19 protein-coding genes are annotated in these 18,562 nt (G+C 69.5%); 11 read left to right on the top strand and 8 right to left on the bottom strand.

The genetic code is table 11. The features are described from left to right. Nucleotides 1–125 precede the first annotated feature (125 nt). From AXZ95_RS06905 to AXZ95_RS06895, 3 genes are all read left to right on the top strand, one after another. A complete protein-coding gene (locus tag AXZ95_RS06905; RefSeq protein WP_018190295.1) occupies nt 126–803 on the top strand; it encodes an endonuclease/exonuclease/phosphatase family protein in 678 nt (225 codons plus the stop codon). Nucleotides 804–831: 28 nt separating this feature from the next. Further along, nucleotides 832–1,374 (top strand): cysteine hydrolase family protein, encoded by a 543-nt coding sequence (locus tag AXZ95_RS06900; RefSeq protein ID WP_018190294.1) that lies wholly within the window; start codon nt 832–834, stop codon nt 1,372–1,374. 70 nt (nt 1,375–1,444) lie between these two features. Further along, nucleotides 1,445–2,902 (top strand): lipase maturation factor family protein, encoded by a 1,458-nt coding sequence (locus AXZ95_RS06895; RefSeq protein ID WP_196802420.1) that lies wholly within the window; start codon nt 1,445–1,447, stop codon nt 2,900–2,902. On the opposite strand, the gene AXZ95_RS06890 is transcribed toward AXZ95_RS06895, so the two are convergent. After that, complete coding sequence (locus tag AXZ95_RS06890; protein ID WP_018190292.1) at nt 2,896–3,522, bottom strand: hypothetical protein; 627 nt, start codon at nt 3,520–3,522, stop codon at nt 2,896–2,898. The genes AXZ95_RS06895 and AXZ95_RS06890 overlap by 7 nt on opposite strands. Nucleotides 3,523–3,588: 66 nt before the next feature. Next, nucleotides 3,589–3,975, bottom strand: a complete 387-nt coding sequence (locus AXZ95_RS06885) for a hypothetical protein (RefSeq protein WP_018190291.1) — start codon at nt 3,973–3,975, stop codon at nt 3,589–3,591. A gap of 65 nt (nt 3,976–4,040) precedes the next feature. On the opposite strand from AXZ95_RS06885, the gene AXZ95_RS06880 reads away from it, so the two are divergent. Further along, nucleotides 4,041–4,340, top strand: a complete 300-nt coding sequence (locus AXZ95_RS06880) for a DUF1905 domain-containing protein (RefSeq protein ID WP_018190290.1) — start codon at nt 4,041–4,043, stop codon at nt 4,338–4,340. Between the two features lie 2 nt (nt 4,341–4,342). Here AXZ95_RS06880 and AXZ95_RS06875 read toward each other — a convergent pair whose 3' ends face one another. Then, a complete protein-coding gene (locus tag AXZ95_RS06875) occupies nt 4,343–5,035 on the bottom strand; it encodes a DUF1345 domain-containing protein (protein ID WP_018190289.1) in 693 nt (230 codons plus the stop codon). 53 nt (nt 5,036–5,088) lie between these two features. Between AXZ95_RS06875 and AXZ95_RS06870 the strand changes: the two genes are divergently transcribed. Both AXZ95_RS06870 and AXZ95_RS06865 read left to right on the top strand, forming a co-directional pair. Further along, nucleotides 5,089–5,487, top strand: coding sequence for a (deoxy)nucleoside triphosphate pyrophosphohydrolase (locus tag AXZ95_RS06870; protein WP_231374377.1), 399 nt, complete (start codon nt 5,089–5,091; stop codon nt 5,485–5,487). Beyond that, nucleotides 5,484–6,515 (top strand): zinc-dependent alcohol dehydrogenase family protein, encoded by a 1,032-nt coding sequence (locus tag AXZ95_RS06865; protein ID WP_018190287.1) that lies wholly within the window; start codon nt 5,484–5,486, stop codon nt 6,513–6,515. Before AXZ95_RS06870 ends, AXZ95_RS06865 begins: the two co-directional genes overlap by 4 nt. 274 nt (nt 6,516–6,789) lie before the next feature. Here the strand turns inward: AXZ95_RS06865 and AXZ95_RS06860 are convergent, their stop codons facing one another. Further along, nucleotides 6,790–7,581, bottom strand: a complete 792-nt coding sequence (locus tag AXZ95_RS06860; RefSeq protein ID WP_018190286.1) for a hypothetical protein — start codon at nt 7,579–7,581, stop codon at nt 6,790–6,792. A gap of 158 nt (nt 7,582–7,739) precedes the next feature. On the opposite strand from AXZ95_RS06860, the gene AXZ95_RS06855 reads away from it, so the two are divergent. Continuing rightward, entirely contained in the window at nt 7,740–8,348 is a 609-nt protein-coding gene (locus AXZ95_RS06855) for an HD domain-containing protein (protein ID WP_018190284.1), read from the top strand. Continuing rightward, the gene (locus tag AXZ95_RS06850) at nt 8,345–9,274 is read left to right on the top strand and encodes a hypothetical protein (protein ID WP_018190283.1); all 930 of its coding nucleotides are present in this window, start codon (nt 8,345–8,347) and stop codon (nt 9,272–9,274) included. The genes AXZ95_RS06855 and AXZ95_RS06850 overlap by 4 nt, the downstream gene beginning before the upstream one ends. Before the next feature lie 34 nt (nt 9,275–9,308). Here AXZ95_RS06850 and AXZ95_RS06845 read toward each other — a convergent pair whose 3' ends face one another. Next, entirely contained in the window at nt 9,309–11,786 is a 2,478-nt protein-coding gene (locus tag AXZ95_RS06845; RefSeq protein WP_018190282.1) for a transglycosylase domain-containing protein, read from the bottom strand. A gap of 288 nt (nt 11,787–12,074) precedes the next feature. Here AXZ95_RS06845 and AXZ95_RS06840 point away from each other — a divergent pair, with 288 nt between their 5' ends. After that, nucleotides 12,075–13,166, top strand: coding sequence for a type I restriction endonuclease (locus tag AXZ95_RS06840; RefSeq protein WP_026307107.1), 1,092 nt, complete (start codon nt 12,075–12,077; stop codon nt 13,164–13,166). A 66-nt stretch (nt 13,167–13,232) separates the two neighbouring features. Here the strand turns inward: AXZ95_RS06840 and AXZ95_RS06835 are convergent, their stop codons facing one another. The 3 genes from AXZ95_RS06835 to AXZ95_RS06825 form a co-directional block, all read right to left on the bottom strand. Next, nucleotides 13,233–15,779, bottom strand: a complete 2,547-nt coding sequence (locus tag AXZ95_RS06835; protein ID WP_018190280.1) for an ATP-dependent Clp protease ATP-binding subunit — start codon at nt 15,777–15,779, stop codon at nt 13,233–13,235. 110 nt (nt 15,780–15,889) lie between these two features. Beyond that, nucleotides 15,890–16,708 carry an aldo/keto reductase gene (locus tag AXZ95_RS06830; protein ID WP_018190279.1) on the bottom strand — a complete coding sequence of 273 codons (819 nt, stop codon included), beginning with the start codon at nt 16,706–16,708 and terminating at the stop codon, nt 15,890–15,892. A gap of 56 nt (nt 16,709–16,764) precedes the next feature. Further along, nucleotides 16,765–17,220: an Lrp/AsnC family transcriptional regulator gene (locus tag AXZ95_RS06825; protein WP_018190278.1), complete on the bottom strand. Its 456-nt coding sequence runs from the start codon at nt 17,218–17,220 to the stop codon at nt 16,765–16,767. A gap of 103 nt (nt 17,221–17,323) precedes the next feature. Here AXZ95_RS06825 and AXZ95_RS06820 point away from each other — a divergent pair, with 103 nt between their 5' ends. Together AXZ95_RS06820 and AXZ95_RS06815 are read left to right on the top strand one after the other, a co-directional pair. Continuing rightward, nucleotides 17,324–17,788 carry a DUF2000 domain-containing protein gene (locus AXZ95_RS06820; RefSeq protein ID WP_018190277.1) on the top strand — a complete coding sequence of 155 codons (465 nt, stop codon included), beginning with the start codon at nt 17,324–17,326 and terminating at the stop codon, nt 17,786–17,788. Between the two features lie 48 nt (nt 17,789–17,836). Next, nucleotides 17,837–18,547 carry an alpha/beta fold hydrolase gene (locus AXZ95_RS06815; protein ID WP_018190276.1) on the top strand — a complete coding sequence of 237 codons (711 nt, stop codon included), beginning with the start codon at nt 17,837–17,839 and terminating at the stop codon, nt 18,545–18,547. Nucleotides 18,548–18,562: the final 15 nt, after the last annotated feature.

The raw sequence follows: 18,562 nt of genomic DNA, 5'->3' as shown, positions 1-18,562 counted from the left end.
GTCCGTGATGTGAATTCCTTGTGGGATCACACGTGGTCGCTTGAGCGGTCTCACAAGTGGGACAGAATGGCAGAGCGGGCGCGCATCCGTGCCGCCCGCGTACGAGGTCCTTCGAGAAGAGGTGCATGACCCTGAGGATCGTGAGCTACAACCTCCGCAAGCACGCCGCGAGCGGGGAGCTGACGGGCATCGCGGAGGCGTACGACGTCGACGTCCTGTGCCTGCAGGAATGCGACAGCGACGCCCTTCCCGAACGCCTGCACCACCTGGTGCTCGCCGACACCACCCGGGCCAACCGGCTGGGCCTCGCGGTCTACGTGCGCGACGACCGCTACGAGATCCTCCACAGCCAGGTGTTCGCCGTGCAGAAGTCGCTGCACGACCGCGTGCTGGCGCCGGCCAACGAGCGTCTGCTGGCCGTGCACCTCCGCGACCGCGACAACGGTGAGGAGATCCTGGTGGGGTCGTTCCACGCCGCGCCCCTCACCGCGCTGAACTCGCTGCGGCGCAAGCAGATCGCCGCCGCCCACGACGGGATGCGCTCGCTCGCCCCCGACACCCCCGCGGTCATGGTCGGCGACTTCAACTACCCCTGGTTCATCCGGGGCCTGGAGCGGCACCTCACGACCTCCGGCTACACGCTGAAGCGCACGACACAGCCGACCTACCTGCGCTACAAGTTCTTCTCCGGCTACTTCGACTTCGTCACGTCGACCGGCTTCGAGATCGAGCGGGTGGATGTGCTGCCCGCCGGCGCCTCGGACCACCGGCCCATCCGGCTGGACGCCGAGCTCGCGGCCTGACGGCGCCGACCGCTGGCAGGATGGTGACGTGACCGACACCGTGCCCTCCGCCCTGCTCGTCATCGACCTCCAGAAGGGCGTCCTCCCCGGCTGCTTCGACGCCGACGGCGTGCTCTCCCGCGTCCGGCAGCTCGTCGACCGCGCCCGTGCCGCCGGCACGCCGGTGGTCTGGGTGAAGCATGAGGAGGACGGGATGGAGGAGGGCAGCGAGCCCTGGCAGCTCGCCGACGGGCTCGTCCCTGTCGACGGCGAGCCCCGCATCCTGAAGCACTATCGCGACTCCTTCGCCGACACCGACCTCGACGAGGTGCTGGAGCGTCTCGACGTCGGCCGCCTCGTCGTGACGGGAGCGCAGAGCGACTACTGCGTGCGGACCACGGCGCAGAGCGCGGCCGTGCGGGGCTACGACGTGGTGCTCGTCTCCGACGCCCACACGACCACCGACAGCGAGTGGGACGGCGTGGAGCTCACCGGTGAGCAGATCGTGGCGCACACGAACCGGTACTTCGACGGCCTCCGCTACCCGGGCCAGCTGTTCGGGGTGGCCGAGGCGGCATCCGTTCCCCTCTGACCCGGCGGGGACTCGTCGTCCCGCCGCCCCGGGCGTACGGTGAGGGCGTTCGACGACTGGGGTGGTGTCGATGGAGTTCCCCGCGTGGCTGACCGCCTGGCTGGCCGGCGACGACTACACGATCGCGCGCGAGATCCTGCAGCGCGGCGTCGCCGCGCTGTACCTGGTGGCGTTCGTGTCGGCGGTGAACCAGTTCCCCGCCCTGCTCGGCGACAACGGGCTGCTGCCCGCCCGGCGTTTTCTGCGGCATCCCTACGCCCGCAAGCAGCCGACGCTGTTCCGCTGGCGGTACTCGGACCGGCTGCTGCGCACGGTCGCCTGGACGGGCGCGGCGCTCTCGGCGCTGATCGTCGCGGGGGTGGTGCAGCTCGCGCCCACCTACGTCTTCGTCCCCGTCTTCCTGATCGTGTGGTTCCTGTACCTCTCGATCGTGAACATCGGGCAGACCTTCTACGGCTTCGGCTGGGAGAGCCTGCTCTGCGAGGCGGGGTTCATCGTCGCCTTCCTCGGCGCGTGGGACACCGCTCCCCCGATCACGATCGTCTTCTTCGTCCGCTGGCTGGTGTTCCGACTGGAGTTCGGCGCCGGCATGATCAAGATGCGCGGCGACCGATCGTGGCGCGACCTCACCGCGCTGTACTACCACCACGAGACGCAGCCCATGCCGAACCCGCTCAGCCGCTCGGCGCATCTGCTGCCGAAGTGGTTCCACCGGGTGGAGGTGCTGGGCAACCACTTCGCGCAGCTGATCGTCCCGTGGTTCCTGTTCTTCCCGCAGCCGGTCGCGAGCGTCGCCGCGGCCGTCATGATCCTCACGCAGCTGTGGCTGGTGCTCACCGGCAACTTCGCGTGGCTGAACTGGATCACGATCGTGCTCGCGTTCGCCGGGATCAGCGACCCGGTGTTCTCGTGGCTGTTCGGTGGAGCGGATGTCGGGGGGATCGGCGCCGCCGACGTCCCGCTCTGGTACGCCGTGGTGGCCGTGGCGGCGACCGTGTTCCTGGTGGTCCTGAGCTGGCCGCCGCTGAAGAACCTGTTCTCACGCCGCCAGCTGATGAACGCGAGCTTCAACCGCTGGCACCTGGTGAACGCCTACGGCGCGTTCGGCAGTGTCACCAAGGAACGCTACGAGGTCGTCGTCGAGGGAACGACGGACGACCCGAGCGACCCGGATGCGCGCTGGCTGGAGTACGCCTTCAAGGGCAAGCCCGGCGACGTGCACCGTATCCCCCGCCAGTTCGCGCCGTACCACCTGCGGCTCGACTGGCTGATGTGGTTCCTGGCGCTCGGCTCGCGCGACTCGCCCTGGTTCGAGGTGCTCCTGCTGCGTCTGCTCGAGGCGGACCGGCCGACCCTGAAGCTGCTCCGGCAGGATCCTTTCGGAGGGGAGCCGCCGCGGGCGATCCGCGCCCGGATGTTCCTGTACCGCTTCAGCACGCACGCCGAGAAGCGGGAGACGGGCGACGTGTGGGTGCGGTCAGAGGTCGGCGACCTGGTGCCGCCGGTGAGCCTGCGCAGCGGTCAGTAGCCGGTGCGCTCCTCTTCCAGTTTGGCGAGATCCCGCCAGATGAGCAGCTTGAGCCGCGCCGGCCTCTCGCGCTCGTAGTCCGCCTTCAGCGCCTCGGCGCCCGAGAACGCGTCCAGCCCCGCCTCGATGGCGCGCCCGACCTCGTCCCACGCATCCTGCCGGCCGCGCTCGACGAGGGCGAGCAGCTCCTCCTCCGAGTCGGCCTTCGCCCGCAGCGCCGCCGCCAGCTGGATGGCCGCATCCCGTCGCAGCCGCAGGTTGTCGGCATCGACCCGGCGGTAGTCGTGCGGGTGCTCGGCGTCGCCGCTCAGCTTCTCGGCCGCCTCCAGCTCCTCCTCGATCCGCCCGGCCGCGACGCCCTGCTCGGAGGCCAGCTCGCGCAGCATCGCTGCCGCCTCCATGGCATGCATCGCCGGGTCGTACGAGTTGCCGTACTGGATCGTGTCGACGACGATGTGGTTCTTGACCGCCATACGCGTGGCGTATTCCGCGAGCAGCATGCCTTCCTCGACGGACTGCTCGAGGCTCGGCGCGGGCGGCTCGGGCAGGGCGTGCTCGTCGAACGGACGCGTGCGTGTCGTCTTCTCGACACGCCTGCGGAACCACTTCGGCCAGCGCATGGGACTCCTCGAACCCGGCGCCCGTACGACGCCGTCCTCCCATTCTGGCCGATCGGCTCCCGGGATTCAGCGGCCTGTGAAGAACCCGTTCGCACGGCGCGTGAACAGCAGCACGATGATCAGCAGCGACCACAGGATCTGGACGATCCCGCTCGCGAGCTGGCCGGAGAAGAGCAGGATGACGCCGTTCACGATGTCGACGATCATCACCACCGTGACCACCACGCGCGCGCCGGGGCTGCCCCGCAGCAGTCCGCGCGCCACGATGATCACGATGATGCCGAGCAGGATCGAGATGATGGCCGCCGTCGTGATGCCTGCGACACCTCCGCCCGCCGAGCCGGCCACCTGATCGCGCGTGATCAGCAGGATCACCCCGCCGATGACGTTCAGGATGCCGTTGATGTAGGTGAGGACGGCCACGAACGTGACCGATCCGGGACGTACCGCCATGCCGACCCCTCCACTCCGCCGCGGTGCACTTCTCGCCCGGGCGCTTCACCGGTAGCTTGGCGGATATGGCCGGTTATCGCTATGAGTTCGAGGCGGAGCTGTTCCGCTGGGCCTCCCGCCGGGAGCTGTGGGTCTTCGCGCAGCTCCCCGAGGAGGTGTCGGAGGAGATCCGGCTGCAGCCGCATCCGCCCGCCGGTTTCGATTCCGTCAAGGTGTCGGTGACCCTGGGCGGCTCGCGCTGGTCGACGTCGATCTTCCCGCAGGCGGACGGCACGTACGTCGTGCCGATCAAGAGCGCCGTGCGGCGGGCGGAGGGCGTGGAGCTCGGCGACCGGGTGCGGATCGGCGTCGAGACGCTGCTCTAGCGCTACCGCGCGCCGGACATGATCGTGTTCAGCGCGAGCACGATGATCAGCCCGTTGAAGAAGTAGCTCAGCACCGAGTGCCAGACGATGGTCCAGCGCATCCGGGTGCTGAGCACCTCCACGTCGGATGCCGCGAACGTCGTGCCGATGGTGAAGGCGAAATACACGAAGTCGACGAACCGCGGCACCGGCGCCGGGGCGCCGTCCGGATGCGGGAACCGCAGCATCGGCTCCGCGGCGGCGAAGTAGCGCTGGTAGTAGATCTGCGAGAAGCCCCAGTGCAGGAACCCCCAGGCGAGCAGCATCGACCAGACGCCGACGAAGTCGGTTGCGGTGCCGACTTCGGGGTCGTTGTGTAATCCGAGCACTTGGATCGCGGCGGCCAGACCGATGAGGCTGGAGAAGATAGTCGCTGACATCGAGACGATGCGGGCGAGTCGTCCGGTCTCCCAGCGAGCCGGGCGACCGCCGGGACGGGCAGGGCGCCGGGCGACGCGACCCAGCACGATGAGCACGACGATGAGGTACACCGTACCGATGCCGCACCAGATGGCGAGGAGCTCGAGCGTGGTGCCGTCGTCACCCTCTTCGACATAGAGCCAGACGCCCACCACGATCATCGCCAGCTGGGCCAGGAGGCTCGCGGCCAGGCCGAGGACGACCCACGGCCGCCGCACGGGCGCGCTCTGCGACATACCTGGATGCTAGCGGTGCCATCCTCCATCGCTGCGCAGGGCAGGATGGAGTGGTGCAGCCCCTCGTCGTCGTCGCGGCCGTCGTCCGCGACGGTGACCGCGTTCTGGCCTGCCGTCGGGCGCCCGGGAAGGATGCCGCCGGACGCTGGGAGTTCCCGGGCGGCAAGGTCGAGAGCGGAGAGTCGCCGGAGGCCGCGCTCGCGCGGGAGATCGCGGAGGAACTCGGGGTGCGCATCCACGTCGGTGCGCTGCTCGACCGCACGGTGACCGCGCGCGCAGGCGGCCGCGCGATCGACCTCGCCTGCTTCGACTGCCGGCTCGACGGGGACGCACCGGTCGCGAGCACCGATCACGACGAACTGCGCTGGATGCCCGTCGAGCGTCTCGGCGAGCTCGACTGGGCGGAGGCGGACCTCGCCGCCGTCGCCGTACTGACCCGGGAGGTCACGTGAGAGCCCTGTACTACGAACGCTTCGGCGGGCCGGTGGAGGTCGCGGAGCTTGCCGACCCGGCCGTCCCCGACGGCGGTGCCGTCATCCGGGTCGAAGCGTCCGGTCTCTGCCGCAGCGACTGGCACGCGTGGGCGGGCCACGACGACTCGGTCGCCCTCCCCCACGTCCCCGGTCACGAGTTCGCGGGCGTCGTCGAGGCGGTCGGCAGCGGTGTCTCGCGCTGGCGGCCGGGCGACCGCGTCACCGCTCCCTTCGTCAACGGATGCGGCGAGTGCGAATGGTGTCGCGCCGGGCAGGCGCAGGTGTGCCCGCAGCAGACGCAGCCCGGCTTCACCCACTGGGGATCGCACGCCGAGCTCGTCGCCGTGCGCGCCGCCGACACCAACCTGGTGCGCGTGCCGGACGGCCTCTCCGCCGACGCCGCCGCGAGCCTGGGCTGCCGGTTCGCCACGGCGTACCGGGCGGTGACGGCTCGGGCGCGCATCCAGCCTGGGGAGTGGCTCACGGTCTACGGCGCGGGCGGCGTCGGCCTGAGCGCGGTGATGGTCGCCTCGGCGCTCGGCGCGCGGGTGGTGGCCGTGGACCGCTCCCCCGCCGCCCTGGACCTGGCCGCGCGTCTCGGAGCGGAGCACACGGTCGTCGCCGCAGCGGACACCGCCGAGACCGTGCGCGACCTCACCGGCGGAGGTGCGCACGCCACGATCGACGCGGTCGGCTCCCCCGACACCGCGACGACCGCCGTCCGTTCGCTGCGCCGCCTCGGCCGTCATGTGCAGGTCGGGCTGCTGGCCGCCGCCGTGCCCGAGCTCCCGCTGGATCGGGTCATCGGATGGGAGCTCGAGATCCTCGGCAGCCACGGCATGGCCGCAGCCGCCTACCCCGAGATGCTCGACCTGGTGGCCGCGGGTCGTCTGACCCCGCAGCAGCTCGTCGGCGGCGCCGTCGGTTTCGCCGAGGCCGCGCACCTGCTCGAAACGGCGGACACCGCGCCGCCGATCGGCATCGCGGTGCTGCACCCCGCGGGCTGAGCCGGCGGCGGCTCCGCACGACCTGCCCGCACGAAGGGAGGAGCCGAGCGGCCCGCAGCCGCCCGCGTCCTCCCTTTCCCGCGCCGGCCCGGCGTGTCCCGCGGGATCCCCTCCGTTTCCCACCACCCGCGGGCGCCGTCCTCGCGGCCGTCCCCGCCTCAGGAACCGGTCCGGCGAGGACGGAAATGGAGGCGATCCGGCTTCACCCCGCCCGTTCAGGCGGGAAACGGAGGCGCTGGAACGCCGCGGGACAGGAATCGCCTCCGTTTCGCGGTCACGCTGACGGCGCGGTGGCACCTTCAACCTCCGACCCGTCGGCGTCCACGGCGCCAGCGAACGGGTCGTCCCCGACAGGCGGCGCCCACTCCTGGCCGCGGGCGGCCCCACCCTGAGCCGCCGCGACGGGCGCCAGATGCGCGCTCGCCGCTCCGATGTCCTGCCCGCGCACGAACACCCCCGGCGACGGCGACGTCGGCTTCTTCGGCTCGAACGCGAAGACGATGATGGGGATCAGGAACAGCACGGCCGTGACCAGTGTCGCCGCACCCGCGATTCGCCACCACACATCGGGCCACTGCACCTCGGGAAGCGCGGGCGGCAACGCCAAGAGCACCGCGATGACCCAGATGAAGACGAGCGCCATCGCGGCGAAGACCTTCGTGGCCTGCGAGGTGGCGTGGGCGACGAACCGCCGGCCATACGTCTGCGTGACGATGAGAGCTGCGCGCAGCAGGATCACGATCCAGACGAAGAGGAAGAGCTGCGCGGACCACACGACGCCGCTCCCGGTGTCCTCCGGCTGGAAGAATCCACCCCACGTCTTCAAGAGCCCGACGAGCACGAGGAGGGCGTTGACGCCGGTCGAAACGGGGAGATACCAGCGGTTGGGGCCGTGGGCCATCCCTGCGTCGAGCACGACGGCACCGGCGAACGCAGCGGCGAGCAGCAGCGTCAGCCAGGCACGCCCCGCGATCTCGGCCTGATCGCCGAGGATGATGAAGATCGACCCGAGCAGGGCGGCGGCGACGAGAACTCCGATCGCCAACCAGAGGGACAACGTTCGCATGCGCGGTCCCCGTGTCGTGATTTCGTGTTCCATGGCTCTACCGCTCTCCGTTACTCGTCTGCATACATGAAAAGTTCTGTACACACGTACCGACGGTGAAAGTGGGCGATCGTGACGCCGGTGGCCCGCATCCGCTTGCCATCCGGCAGGATGAACACATGCGCATCGCCGACTTCCCCCGCCCCGACACCAACGCCTCCCGCGCGGCCCTCGAGATCGCGACCGAGTACCACACGCCCTCGCTGCTGAACCACGTGCAGCGCTCGTGGCTCTGGGCGGAGGCGTTCGCGGCCGTGCGCGGGTTCGAGCCCGATCACGAGCTGCTCTACGTGTCGGCACTGCTCCACGACCTCGGCATCGCGCCCGAGTTCGACAACAACACGCTCGCCTACGAGGATGCCGCCGGTCACGTCGCCATCGCCCTCACCGCGGGCGCGGGATGGCCGGCCGACCGCCGCGTGCGCGCCCACGAGGTCATCGTGCGGCACAACTGGCCGGAGGTCGACCCGGCGATGGATGTCGAAGGGCACCTGCTCGAGATCGCGACCGCCCTCGACATCTCCGGGGCGCGCGACGGTGAGCTTCCGGCGGAGTTCCTGCGCGAGGTGGTGACCGCGTACCCGCGGCTGGAGCTGGCCGCCGAGTTCGGCTCGTGCGTCGCCGACCAGGCCGAGCGCAAGCCGGACACGTCGGCCCGCCGGCTCGTCGACGGCGGGGTGCAGCGGAAGCTCCGCGACAACCCGCTGGAACGTATTCTCGAAGGGTGACCCTCTCCCTCGCCGAGCGCCCGACGCTGCCGCCCACCCGGCTGGCGGAGTCGGAGTGGCGGTCGCGCGAGAAGGCGCACATCGAGCGCGCCGACGCGCTGACCGCCGCGCACCGCGAACGGGCGGCACGCGGCGAGAAGCACCCGGTGTGGGACTTCCTGTTCACCTACTACTCGTACGCGCCTGCGCAGCTGCGCCGCTGGCATCCGGGCCCGGGTGTCGAGCTGGAGGGAGCGGACCAGGATCCGCGTGCCGCCTGGCGCTGGTACACAGCCGGGTCGGTGCCCGGCTCACTCGTCGTCGACCGCGTCGGCCTGGAGCACGAGAAGGCGACACTGCTGCGCGGCGTCGAGCGCATCCTCCGCTCGACGGCCGCGCGGCCGGGACGGTTCGGCTGCTTCGGTCTGCACGAGTGGGCGATGGTCTACCGGCAGGACGAGCACCGGCATCCCGTGCCGTTGCGTCTCGGCCAGGATGCGACGGATGCCGTGGTCGACTCGCACGAGCTGCGCTGCACCCACATCGACGCGTTCCGCTTCTTCACCCCGGACGCGGTGCCGCTCAACCGGTTCGCGCCAACGCGCGAGACGCAGCCGGAGCTGGAACAGCCGGGATGCCTGCATGCCGGGATGGATGTCTACAAGTGGGCGATGAAGCTCGGCCCGCTGGTGCCCGGTGAGCTGCTGCTCGATGCGTTCGAGCTGGCCCGCGACATCCGGCTTCTCGACATGCAGGCCTCGCCCTACGACATGCGGCCGTGGGGCGCCGAGCCGGTCGCCATCGAGACGCCCGAGGGGAAGGCCGAATACGTGCGTCGGCAGCGCGCATTCGCCGAGCGCTCGAATGCGCTGCGAGGCCGCATCCTCACCGCGTGGCGCGGCGACGAGGCCGAGGCCGCGCCCGACCCCGCACGCCCGGCCGGCTGAACGCATCCACCCCGGCCGCCTCTCAGGTCTCGGCTCAGCCGCCCTTCTTCTTCCCCGGCGACGTGGGCGTCGGCGTGCTGCCGCCACCCGGCGTCGGGTTGCCCGTCGCGGCACCGCCCTGCCCGTTGCTGATCGTAAGCGTCACCGAGTCCCCGTCCTCGAGCGATGCACCGGCGGCGGGGTCGCTCGAGGCGACCGTCCCGGCCGGCTGGTCGCTGGGCACGGGCGCGGAGTCGACGGTCACGTCGAGACCGAGGCCCTCGAGCAGCTTCTGCGCGACGTCCGGGGCCTTGCCCGTCACATCCGGCATCGTGATCTGCTCGCCGTAGAGCACGGCGTCCGTCGGCTCGGTGAAGTCGCCGCCGCCGTACGCCGCGTTCAGGGCCTTCAGGATCGGCTTGGCGATCGAGAACTTCACGTTGCCGCCCCCGATGCCCTTGAAGTACAGCGAGCGGAGGGGCGTCGAGCCCGAGACGTTCCCGACCCACGTGGCCGTCGCGACCTTGGTGGTGGATGTGATGAGCCAGTTCTCCAGCGAGTCGTCGGTGGTGCCGGTCTTGGCCATGATCGGGATGTCGTCGTACGGGTTGGCGCTCGCCGCCGTCCCCCCGCCCTTGATGACGCCCTCCAGCGCGTAGGTCACGCCCGCTGCGATCTCCGGCTTGAGGCCCTGCGTGCAGGTGGTCTTGCTGACCTTGTGGTCGCTGCCGTCGGCGTTCACCACCCGGTCGATCGCAACAGGCGTGCAGACCACGCCGTTGTTGGCGATGCCCGCGTACGCGGTGGCCATCGTCAGCGGCGAGATGTAGTTGGTCCCGAGGATCATCGACGGCGTCTGTACCCACGGGTTGCTCTTCGAGGCGGGATGCACGCCGAGCCCCTTCGCCGCGTTCACGATCGAGCACAGGTCGACCTTCGTGCCCATCTCGGCGAAGGCGGTGTTGACCGATTCGGCGGTCGCGGCCATCACCGAGAGCCGGCTGGCCGATCCCTCGTCGTTGGTCACCGGCCAGTCGGGGCCGTCGATGTTCGCGCAGGTGTTGGTGAAGTCGGAGGTCGGGAAGACGTGCTGCGAGGCGTTCACCGTCTCGTAGAGGCTGTGCCCGGCCTCCAGCCACGCCGCGAGGTCGAAGGCCTTGAACGTCGACCCGGTCTGGAAGCCCTGCGATCCGCCGTAGTCCTCGTCCGTGTTGTAGTTCACGGCCGTCGTGCCGTCGATGGGTGTGTCCGTGTTGTTGAAGCTGCGGTTCTGCACCATGGTCACGATGCGGCCGGTGCCCAGCTCCAGCGCCACGTTGCTCGCGCCCAGGTCGATGCCCGGACGGGAGCCGGGGATGTACTTGCTGAGGGAGGCCTGTGCCACCTGCTGCAGGTCGAGGTTGAGGGTGGTGTAGATCTTCAGGCCACCGCGGTTGAGGGTCTGCCAGCGGTCGTCCGCCGTCGCGCCGTACGCGGGGTCGGTGAGGATCACGTCGCGCACGTAGTCGCAGAAGAACGCGGCGTTGTACTGCTGCGCCGCCGCGCATCCCTGGGTCGTCGGCGTGATCGCCGGCTGGATGGGCGTGGCCTTCGCCGCGTCGCGCTGCTGTTTCGTGATCGTGTGCGTGATGTACATGCGGTCGAGCACGTAGTCGCGCCGCTCCTTGGTGAGCTTGTAGCCGTTGGCGGCGCCGTTGTCCTTGCTGTCCGGCTGGTCGATGCGCAGGTTGGCCGGGTTGTTCAGGATGGCGGCGAGCGTGGCCGCCTGGGCCAGATCCAGCTTGGCGGCGGTGGTGTTGAAGTAGTACTGGGCAGCGGCCTGGACGCCGTACACCTGGCCGCCGAAGCCGACGACGTTGAGGTAGCCGGTGAGGATGTCCTTCTTGCTGTAGGTCTTCTCCACCTCGACCGCGTAGCGCATCTCCTGCACCTTGCGCTGGAGGGTCACTCCGGCGGCGTCGGCGTAGCAGGCCTGCACCTTCTTCTGGCTGGTGAGCGCCTCGCACTTCTCCACTTCGACGTTCTTCACGTACTGCTGCGTGATCGACGACCCGCCCTGCACGTCACCGCCCGCGACCGTGGAGACGGCGCCGCGCAGGGTGCCCCAGATGTCGACGGCCCCCTCGGTGTAGAAACGAGGGTCCTCGGCGGAGACGGTCGCATCCTTCACGGTCTGGGCGATCTGGTCCCAGGTGACGTCCTGCCTGTTCTGGGCGTAGAACGTGGCGATCGGCACATCCTGACCGCCCTGCTTCGCGTACACCGTCGAGTTCTGCGCGAACTGCTGGATGTGCAGGTCCGCCGGGAGCGCGTTGAAGTCGCTGGCGCCGGCCGCCGCCGTCACGCCGATTCCCAGGAAACCGGGCAGCACGAACAGGGAGCTGAGCACGGCTGCGACGAGCGCGAGGCCGAGGAACTGCGCGATGAGCCCGCCGCGGGTGCGTGCAGGCTTCAACTCGAAGCGCTTGACGGGCTCCAGCCGCTCGTCGATGGCGGCCAGGCGGGGATTGCGGGGTCGATCGGATGCGGGCACGCCTTCCAACAAACCAGCCGACCCTGGATGAGTCCAGGGGTTTGGATGTGCGTCGCTTTGGAGACGTTCAGGATGCGCACATCCCGCCCCGCCGCCCCTAGTTGGCGCAACACGCCGTAGCGCCAGAGAGGCGGACGGCGTGTTGCGTCAACTGGATGTCGTGGCGGGGTGGGATCGCGCGTGCTTCGGGCGAGTCGCCCCCAGTTGGGGTGCCAATAGGGCCACGTAAGTCCGCCCGCGGGCTGCCCATCGCTAGTGTCTCTGTGAGATTCAATCGGGGAGTTCCACATGGAGTTTGCAGAAGTCCTGGCTGCGATGGCGCAGAAGGTCGCCAACCAACGAGAGGCCATTCACACAGAGGAAGCGACGAAGAACGCGTTCGTCATGCCGTTCATCTCGAACGTGCTGGGCTACGACGTCTTCGACCCGCTGGAGGTCGTCCCGGAGTTCACGGCCGACGTCGGAATCAAGAAGGGCGAAAAGATCGACTACGCCATCGTTCGAGATGGTGAAGTGCAGATGCTCATCGAAGCCAAGAAATCGACAGAGCCGCTGACGATCGAAAATGCATCACAGCTCTTCCGCTACTTCGCGGTGACCAACGCACGAGTCGCAGTGCTGACGAACGGCCAGGTCTACCAGTTCTACACAGACCTCGACGCTCCGAACCGGATGGACGACAAGCCGTTCCTGGTACTCGACCTGCTGGATATCGACGAGACGCTTATCGCCGAGCTCCGGAAACTCACAAAAGACTCGTTCGATCTGGAGTCCGTCATCAACGCGGCGGGCGAACTCAAGTACATCGGTCAGATCAAGCGCGTGCTTGCCACGCAGTTCCGCGAGCCGGAGGACGAGTGGATCCGGTTCTTCATCAGCCGGGTCTACGACGGGGTCATCACCCAGCGCGTGCGCGACCAGTTCACCCCACTCGTGACGAAAGCCACGAAGCAGTTCCTCAACGACCAAGCAAACGAGCGCCTGAAGACGGCACTCGGGGGCGCGAGCTATGCGTCTGTGGAGCCAGCTCCGGGCGAGAGCGTCTCGAGCCAGCCAGCGGCAGAGGACGACCTGAACCGCGACACCGAGATTGAGACCACCCTCGAAGAGCTTGAGGGTTACCAGATCATCAAGGCCATCGCGTGCAGCGAAGTCAAGCCGCAGCGAGTTTCGCAAAGAGACTCGAAGTCGTACTTCGCGGTCCTCCTCGACGACAACAACCGGAAGCCCATCGCGAGGCTTCACTTCAACGGGAAGTCCAAGAAGTACCTCGGGCTTTTTGACGAGGACAAGAACGAAAGCCGCCATGAGCTGGCGTCTCTGGACGAGATCTACGGCTACGCCGAGGACATCCGCGCCTCTGTACGGCGCTACGCGTAGGCTGCCCGGTTCAACCAGAAGGCGCCGACCCGGGTGGGTCGGCGCCTTCTGTCGGTGCGGGGCGGGTTACGCCGCGAGCGGGAGTGCCGCGGGAGCCGCGGCGACCCGCAGGTCGCCGGCCTCGGCGTCCACGATCACGCGGCCGCCCCCGGAGAGCTCGCCGCTGACCATGAGCTCGGCGATGCGGTCGTCGACCTCGCGCTGGATGACGCGGCGGAGCGGGCGGGCGCCGTACTCCGGCTCGTAGCCGGCGTCGGCGATCCAGGCGACCGCCGCATCCGTCGCCTCGAAGGCGATGTCGCGGGCGGACAGCCGGGAGGCCGTCGCGGTGAGCAGCAGGCGGACGATGTCGCGGAGCTGCTCGGCATCCAGCTTCCGGAACAGCACGATCTCGTCGATGCGGTTCAGGAACTCGGGGCGCATGGCCTCGCGCAGCTTGCCCATGACCCGGTCGCGGATGTCCTTCTCCGAGGAGAAGCCGTCAGAGCCCGCCGGGACGAAGCCGAGCGCGCCGCTCCGCGACGCCAGGAACTCCGAACCCAGGTTGGAGGTCATGATGACGACCGTGTTGCGGAAATCGACCGTCCGGCCCTGGCCGTCGGTGAGGCGGCCGTCGTCGAGCACCTGCAGCAGCAGGTTGAACACGTCCGGGTGAGCCTTCTCGATCTCGTCGAACAGCACCACCGAGTACGGGTTGCGGCGCACGCGCTCGGTCAGCTGACCGGCCTCGTCGTAGCCGACGTACCCGGGAGGGGCGCCGACCAGACGCGCGACCGTGTGGCGCTCGCCGAACTCGCTCATGTCGAAGCGCAGCATCGCCTTCTCGTCGCCGAACAGCGACGACGCGAGCGACTTGGCCAGCTCGGTCTTCCCCACGCCCGTCGGGCCGAGGAAGAGGAAGCTGCCGACCGGGCGGCGCTCGTCACCGAGGCCGGTGCGGTTGCGGCGGACGGCCTTCGCGACCGCGACGACCGCGTCGTCCTGACCGATCACGCGGTGGTGCAGCTCCGACTCGAGACGCGCGAGGCGCTCACGGTCGGCCTCACCGATGCGCGACACCGGGATGCCGGTCGACCGGGACACGATGGCCGCGATCTCGGGCTCGCCGACGACGGCCTCGACCCGCGGAGCGGAACCGAGCTCGTCCAGCGAACGCTGTACGGCCTCGATCTCGTCACGCAGACGCGACGCCTCCTCGTAGTGCTCGGCCGCGACGGCGGAGTTCTTCTCGGACTCCAGCGTGGCCAGGCGTTCCATCAGAGCGGACGTGTCGACGCGCTTGCCCAGCGACAGGCGCAGACGCGCGCCCGCCTGGTCGATCAGGTCGATGGCCTTGTCGGGCAGGAAGCGGTCGGAGATGTACCGGTCGGAGAGCTCCACGGCGGCGCGGATCGCGTCGGCCGTGTAGGTCACGCCGTGGTGCTCCTCGTATGCGCCGCGGAGGCCGTCGAGGATGAGGACCGCGTCCTCCACCGACGGCTCGCCGACCGTCACCGGCTGGAAGCGGCGCTCGAGCGCCGGGTCCTTCTCGATGCGGCGGTACTCCTTGAGCGTCGTCGTGCCGACCAGGTGCAGGTCGCCGCGGGCCAGGCGCGGCTTCAGGATGTTACCCGCGTCCATCCCGCCGGACTCGCCGGACCCTCCGGCGCCGACCACGGTGTGCAACTCGTCGATGAACACGATCAGCTCGTCCTTGCCGTCGCTGATCTCGTCCATGAGCTTGGTGAGCCGCTCTTCGAAGTCGCCGCGGTACCGGGTCCCCGCGACCATGCCGGCCAGGTCGAGCGAGACGACCTTCTTGTCCTGCAGCTGCTCGGGCACGTCGCCGGAGACGATCGCGCGAGCGAGGCCCTCGACGATCGCGGTCTTGCCGACGCCGGCCTCACCGACCAGCACCGGGTTGTTCTTGGTGCGGCGGGAGAGGATCTCGACGGTCTGCTCGATCTCGTCCAGGCGTCCGATCACCGGGTCGAGCTTGCCGTCGCGGGCGAGCGCGGTCAGGTCGGTGCCGAACTGGTCGAGCATCGGGGTCTGCGAGTCGTCCTGCGCAGCGTCCGGGTCGCCGGGCTGGCCGGCGCCGACGGTGGTGCTCTGACGCATCGCCTCGGTGAGGGCCTCCGGCGTCACGCCGGCGGCCTGCAGCACGCGACCGGCCGGGGCGTCCCGCCCGATCACGAGCGCGAAGAAGACGTGCTCGGGGTCGATGTAGGTCGAACCGGAGGCCTGCGCCACCTGGTACGCGTGGAAGAGGGCGCGCTGGAGCGGCCCGGTGATGGAGGCGCCGTCCGCCTGGATCACGTCGCCCGCGGCGGGCAGGCGCGACTCGGCGGCCTCGGCCACCCGGGAGGGGTCGACGCCGATGCGGCGCATGGCGTCGGCGGCCGGCTCCTGCTCGGCCATCACGCGCAGCACGTGCAGCGCGTCGAGCTCGCTGTGGCCGTGCTGCAGCGCGAACCGTCCGGCCTCCGCCAGGATCTCCTGGGTGCGCCGGCTGAGGAAGCGGCTGATGTCGATGGAGCGTGCGTTACGCGCACGCTCACCCGCGAGGTACCGGGCGAGGAACTCGTCGAACGAGTTGGCGCCGTCACCGTCGGGAGTGAAGTTCTCAGGCACGTGTTCTCCTGTTTCTGAAAGTTGAGCCTTGTGCACTCAAGTCCAACGCAGGAGGGACGGCCTTATTCCCGTGTGTCCGTTTCCGTCATGCCCGAAGCCTCCCCGACGCGTCACTCACCCGAATCGAGGGCGTCGAGCGCGGCCACATCCTCTGCCGACAGCTCGAAGTCGACGTCGGCGTTCTCGCGGATGCGCTCGGGGGTCGTCGACTTCGGCAGCGGCAGGATGTCCTTCTGCAGCAGGTAGCGGATGCTCACCTGGGCCACCGACTTGCCGTACTTGTCGGCGATCTCCTTGATGTCGCGGTTGTCGAGCAGGCGCCCGGTCGCGAGCGGCGAGTAGCCCTCGACGAGGATGTCGTGCTCCTTGCTGTACGCCGTCGTCTCGGGCTGGGTGTTCCCGACGAACCAGCGGATCTGGTTCGCGTGCGGCACCACCTCGGTGGCGTCGATCAGCGACTCGAGGTCGGCGACTTCGAAGTTGCTGACGCCGATCGAGCGGGTGCGCCCCTGCTCGTAGAGCTCCTCGAAGACCTTCCACACCTCGATGTTCCCGGCCCGGTGGTCGCTGCCGATCGCGTTCCACGGCCACGGCGCGTGGATGAGATAGAGGTCGACCGGGCCGAGGTCGAGCAGCGCGGTGGACCGGTCGAAGGCGTGCCGGGCGCCGTCCGCATCCTTGACCTCGGCGGGGCACTTGGTGGTGATGAAGAGCTCTTCGCGCGGGATGCCGCTGTCGCGGACCGCGCGGCCGACGCTGGCCTCGTTGCCGTAGGCGCGCGCGGTGTCGATGTGCCGGTAGCCCGCGTCGAGAGCGGTGCGGACCGAGTCGTACGTCTCGGAGCCGTCCGGGATCTGCCAGGTGCCGAACCCGATCTTCGGGATGGTGACGCCGTTCGACAGGGTGAAGGTGTCGGTGAGTGCGGGCATGCGTTGTTCCTCTCTCGGAAGGATGCGGTGCCGCACATCGTAGCCCGCGCGCGGATTCAGTCCACCGGCTCCGGGCTCCCGTTACGGAGGTGCTCGTAGACGACGCTGGTGCGCACGTCGGCGATCTCCCGGCGCTGCGTCAGCCTGTCGATCACGAACGCATACAGGCTGTCGTTGTCGGCGACGGCGACGTGGACGATGAAGTCCTCGTTGCCGCTCGTGACGAAGACGCCGAGGGTCTCCGGTAGGGACGCCACCCAGTCGCGGAACCCCTCGATGACCGGCCGGGACGGCGGGCGGATGCGCACGGCGATGAGTGCTTGAACGGGCCGTCCGATGGATGCGAGGTCGACATCGAGCACGGCCCCGCGGATGATTCCCCTGCGCCGGAGCGCCCGCGTCCGTTCCAACGCGGTGCTCGGCGAGACGCCGACGGCCGCGGCGACGTCGCGATTGCTCTTCCGTGCATCCGACTGCAGTTCGCGCAGGATCGCCCGATCAAGTTCGTCCATGACGCCCAAGATAGAGCACTCGCCGAACGAAGTTCGGAGTTCAAGCGCTGCCTCCTTGGATTCTGTAGCTTCGGCCCCATCCCACCGAACGAAAGGACAACGAATGGCGGATCAGGTCGGCTTCCAGCCCGACGAAGTGGACACGGCGGCGCCCACGCGCGCGGCGCGCCTGAAGTGGGTCGTCGTCGTCGACGAGTCCCTTCCGACGGGCATCGCGGCCAACGCGGCGATCTGTACCGCAGCGGCGACGGCTGCGGGCGTCACCGGGCTGCTCGGACCGGACGCGGTGGATGCGGACGGCAGCACGCATCCCGGGCTCCCCTGGGCGGGATGCTCGGTGCTTCGCGCAAGCGGTGAGCAGCTGGCGGCGATCCGGGCGAAGGCGGCCGCATCGGAGGGCGTCTTCGTTGCGGACATGCCCGCCGCCGCGCAGCTGACGCGGGTCTACGACGAGTACCTCGAGACGGTCGCCGGGACAGCATCCGACGCCCTCCCCTACTACGCCGTGAGCGTTGTGGGTCCGCGAAACCGCGTCGACAAGATCGTGGGGCGGCTCGCCCTGCTATGAATGCGCGGCCCCTGCCCCTATGTCGGTGCCCCGCGGTAGCGTCGCCCCATGCAGATGGTTCTCGTCCCCGGTTTCTGGCTCGGCGCCGACGCATGGCGGGAGGTGATCCCGGCCATCGAGAGTGCGGGCCACACGGCGCATCCGCTGACGCTTCCCGGCCTCGAGTCCCGCGATACCGACCGCAGCCGCATCCGTGTGCGCGACCATGTGGACGCGATCGTGCGCGCCATCGACGAGCTGGGCGGCGACGAGCGGGATGTGGTGCTCGTCGGTCATTCCGGCGGCGGTCCCCTGGCCTATGCGGCGACCGGCGAGCGTCCGGATCGCATCGCGCGCACGGTGTACGTCGACTCCTGGCCGCTCGGGCCCGGCGGGACCGTCGCACCCGACCTACCGGCGGCCGACGGCCAGGTCGAGCTTCCCGACTGGGAGGACTTCGAGGACGCCGACCTCATTGACCTGACCGACGAGCAGCGCGACGAGTTCCGCCGGATAGCCGTGCCGGAACCGGCCGACGTCGTCGCCGGACCGATCGAGCTCGCCGACGACGCCCACCGGCGCGCGGTGCCGGCCACCATCGTCGCGTGCGAGTTCACTCCTGCCGACCTGCGCTCGTGGATCGATGGCGGCGAGCCGGCCGTGGCCGAGGTGGGCCGCCTGGAATGTTGGGACGTGGTGGAACTGCCGACCGGGCACTGGCCGATGTTCACCCGGCCGTCGGAGCTGGGCGCGCTCCTGGCAGAGCTCGCGGACCGCTGAGCGCTGCGAGATCGC

It is taken from the genome of Leifsonia sp. 115AMFTsu3.1 (genome assembly GCF_004362795.1).
Lineage (GTDB): Bacteria > Actinomycetota > Actinomycetes > Actinomycetales > Microbacteriaceae > Leifsonia.
The sequence above is the reverse complement of the archived record's forward strand: the minus strand, read 5'-3'. Positions and strand labels throughout refer to the sequence as shown.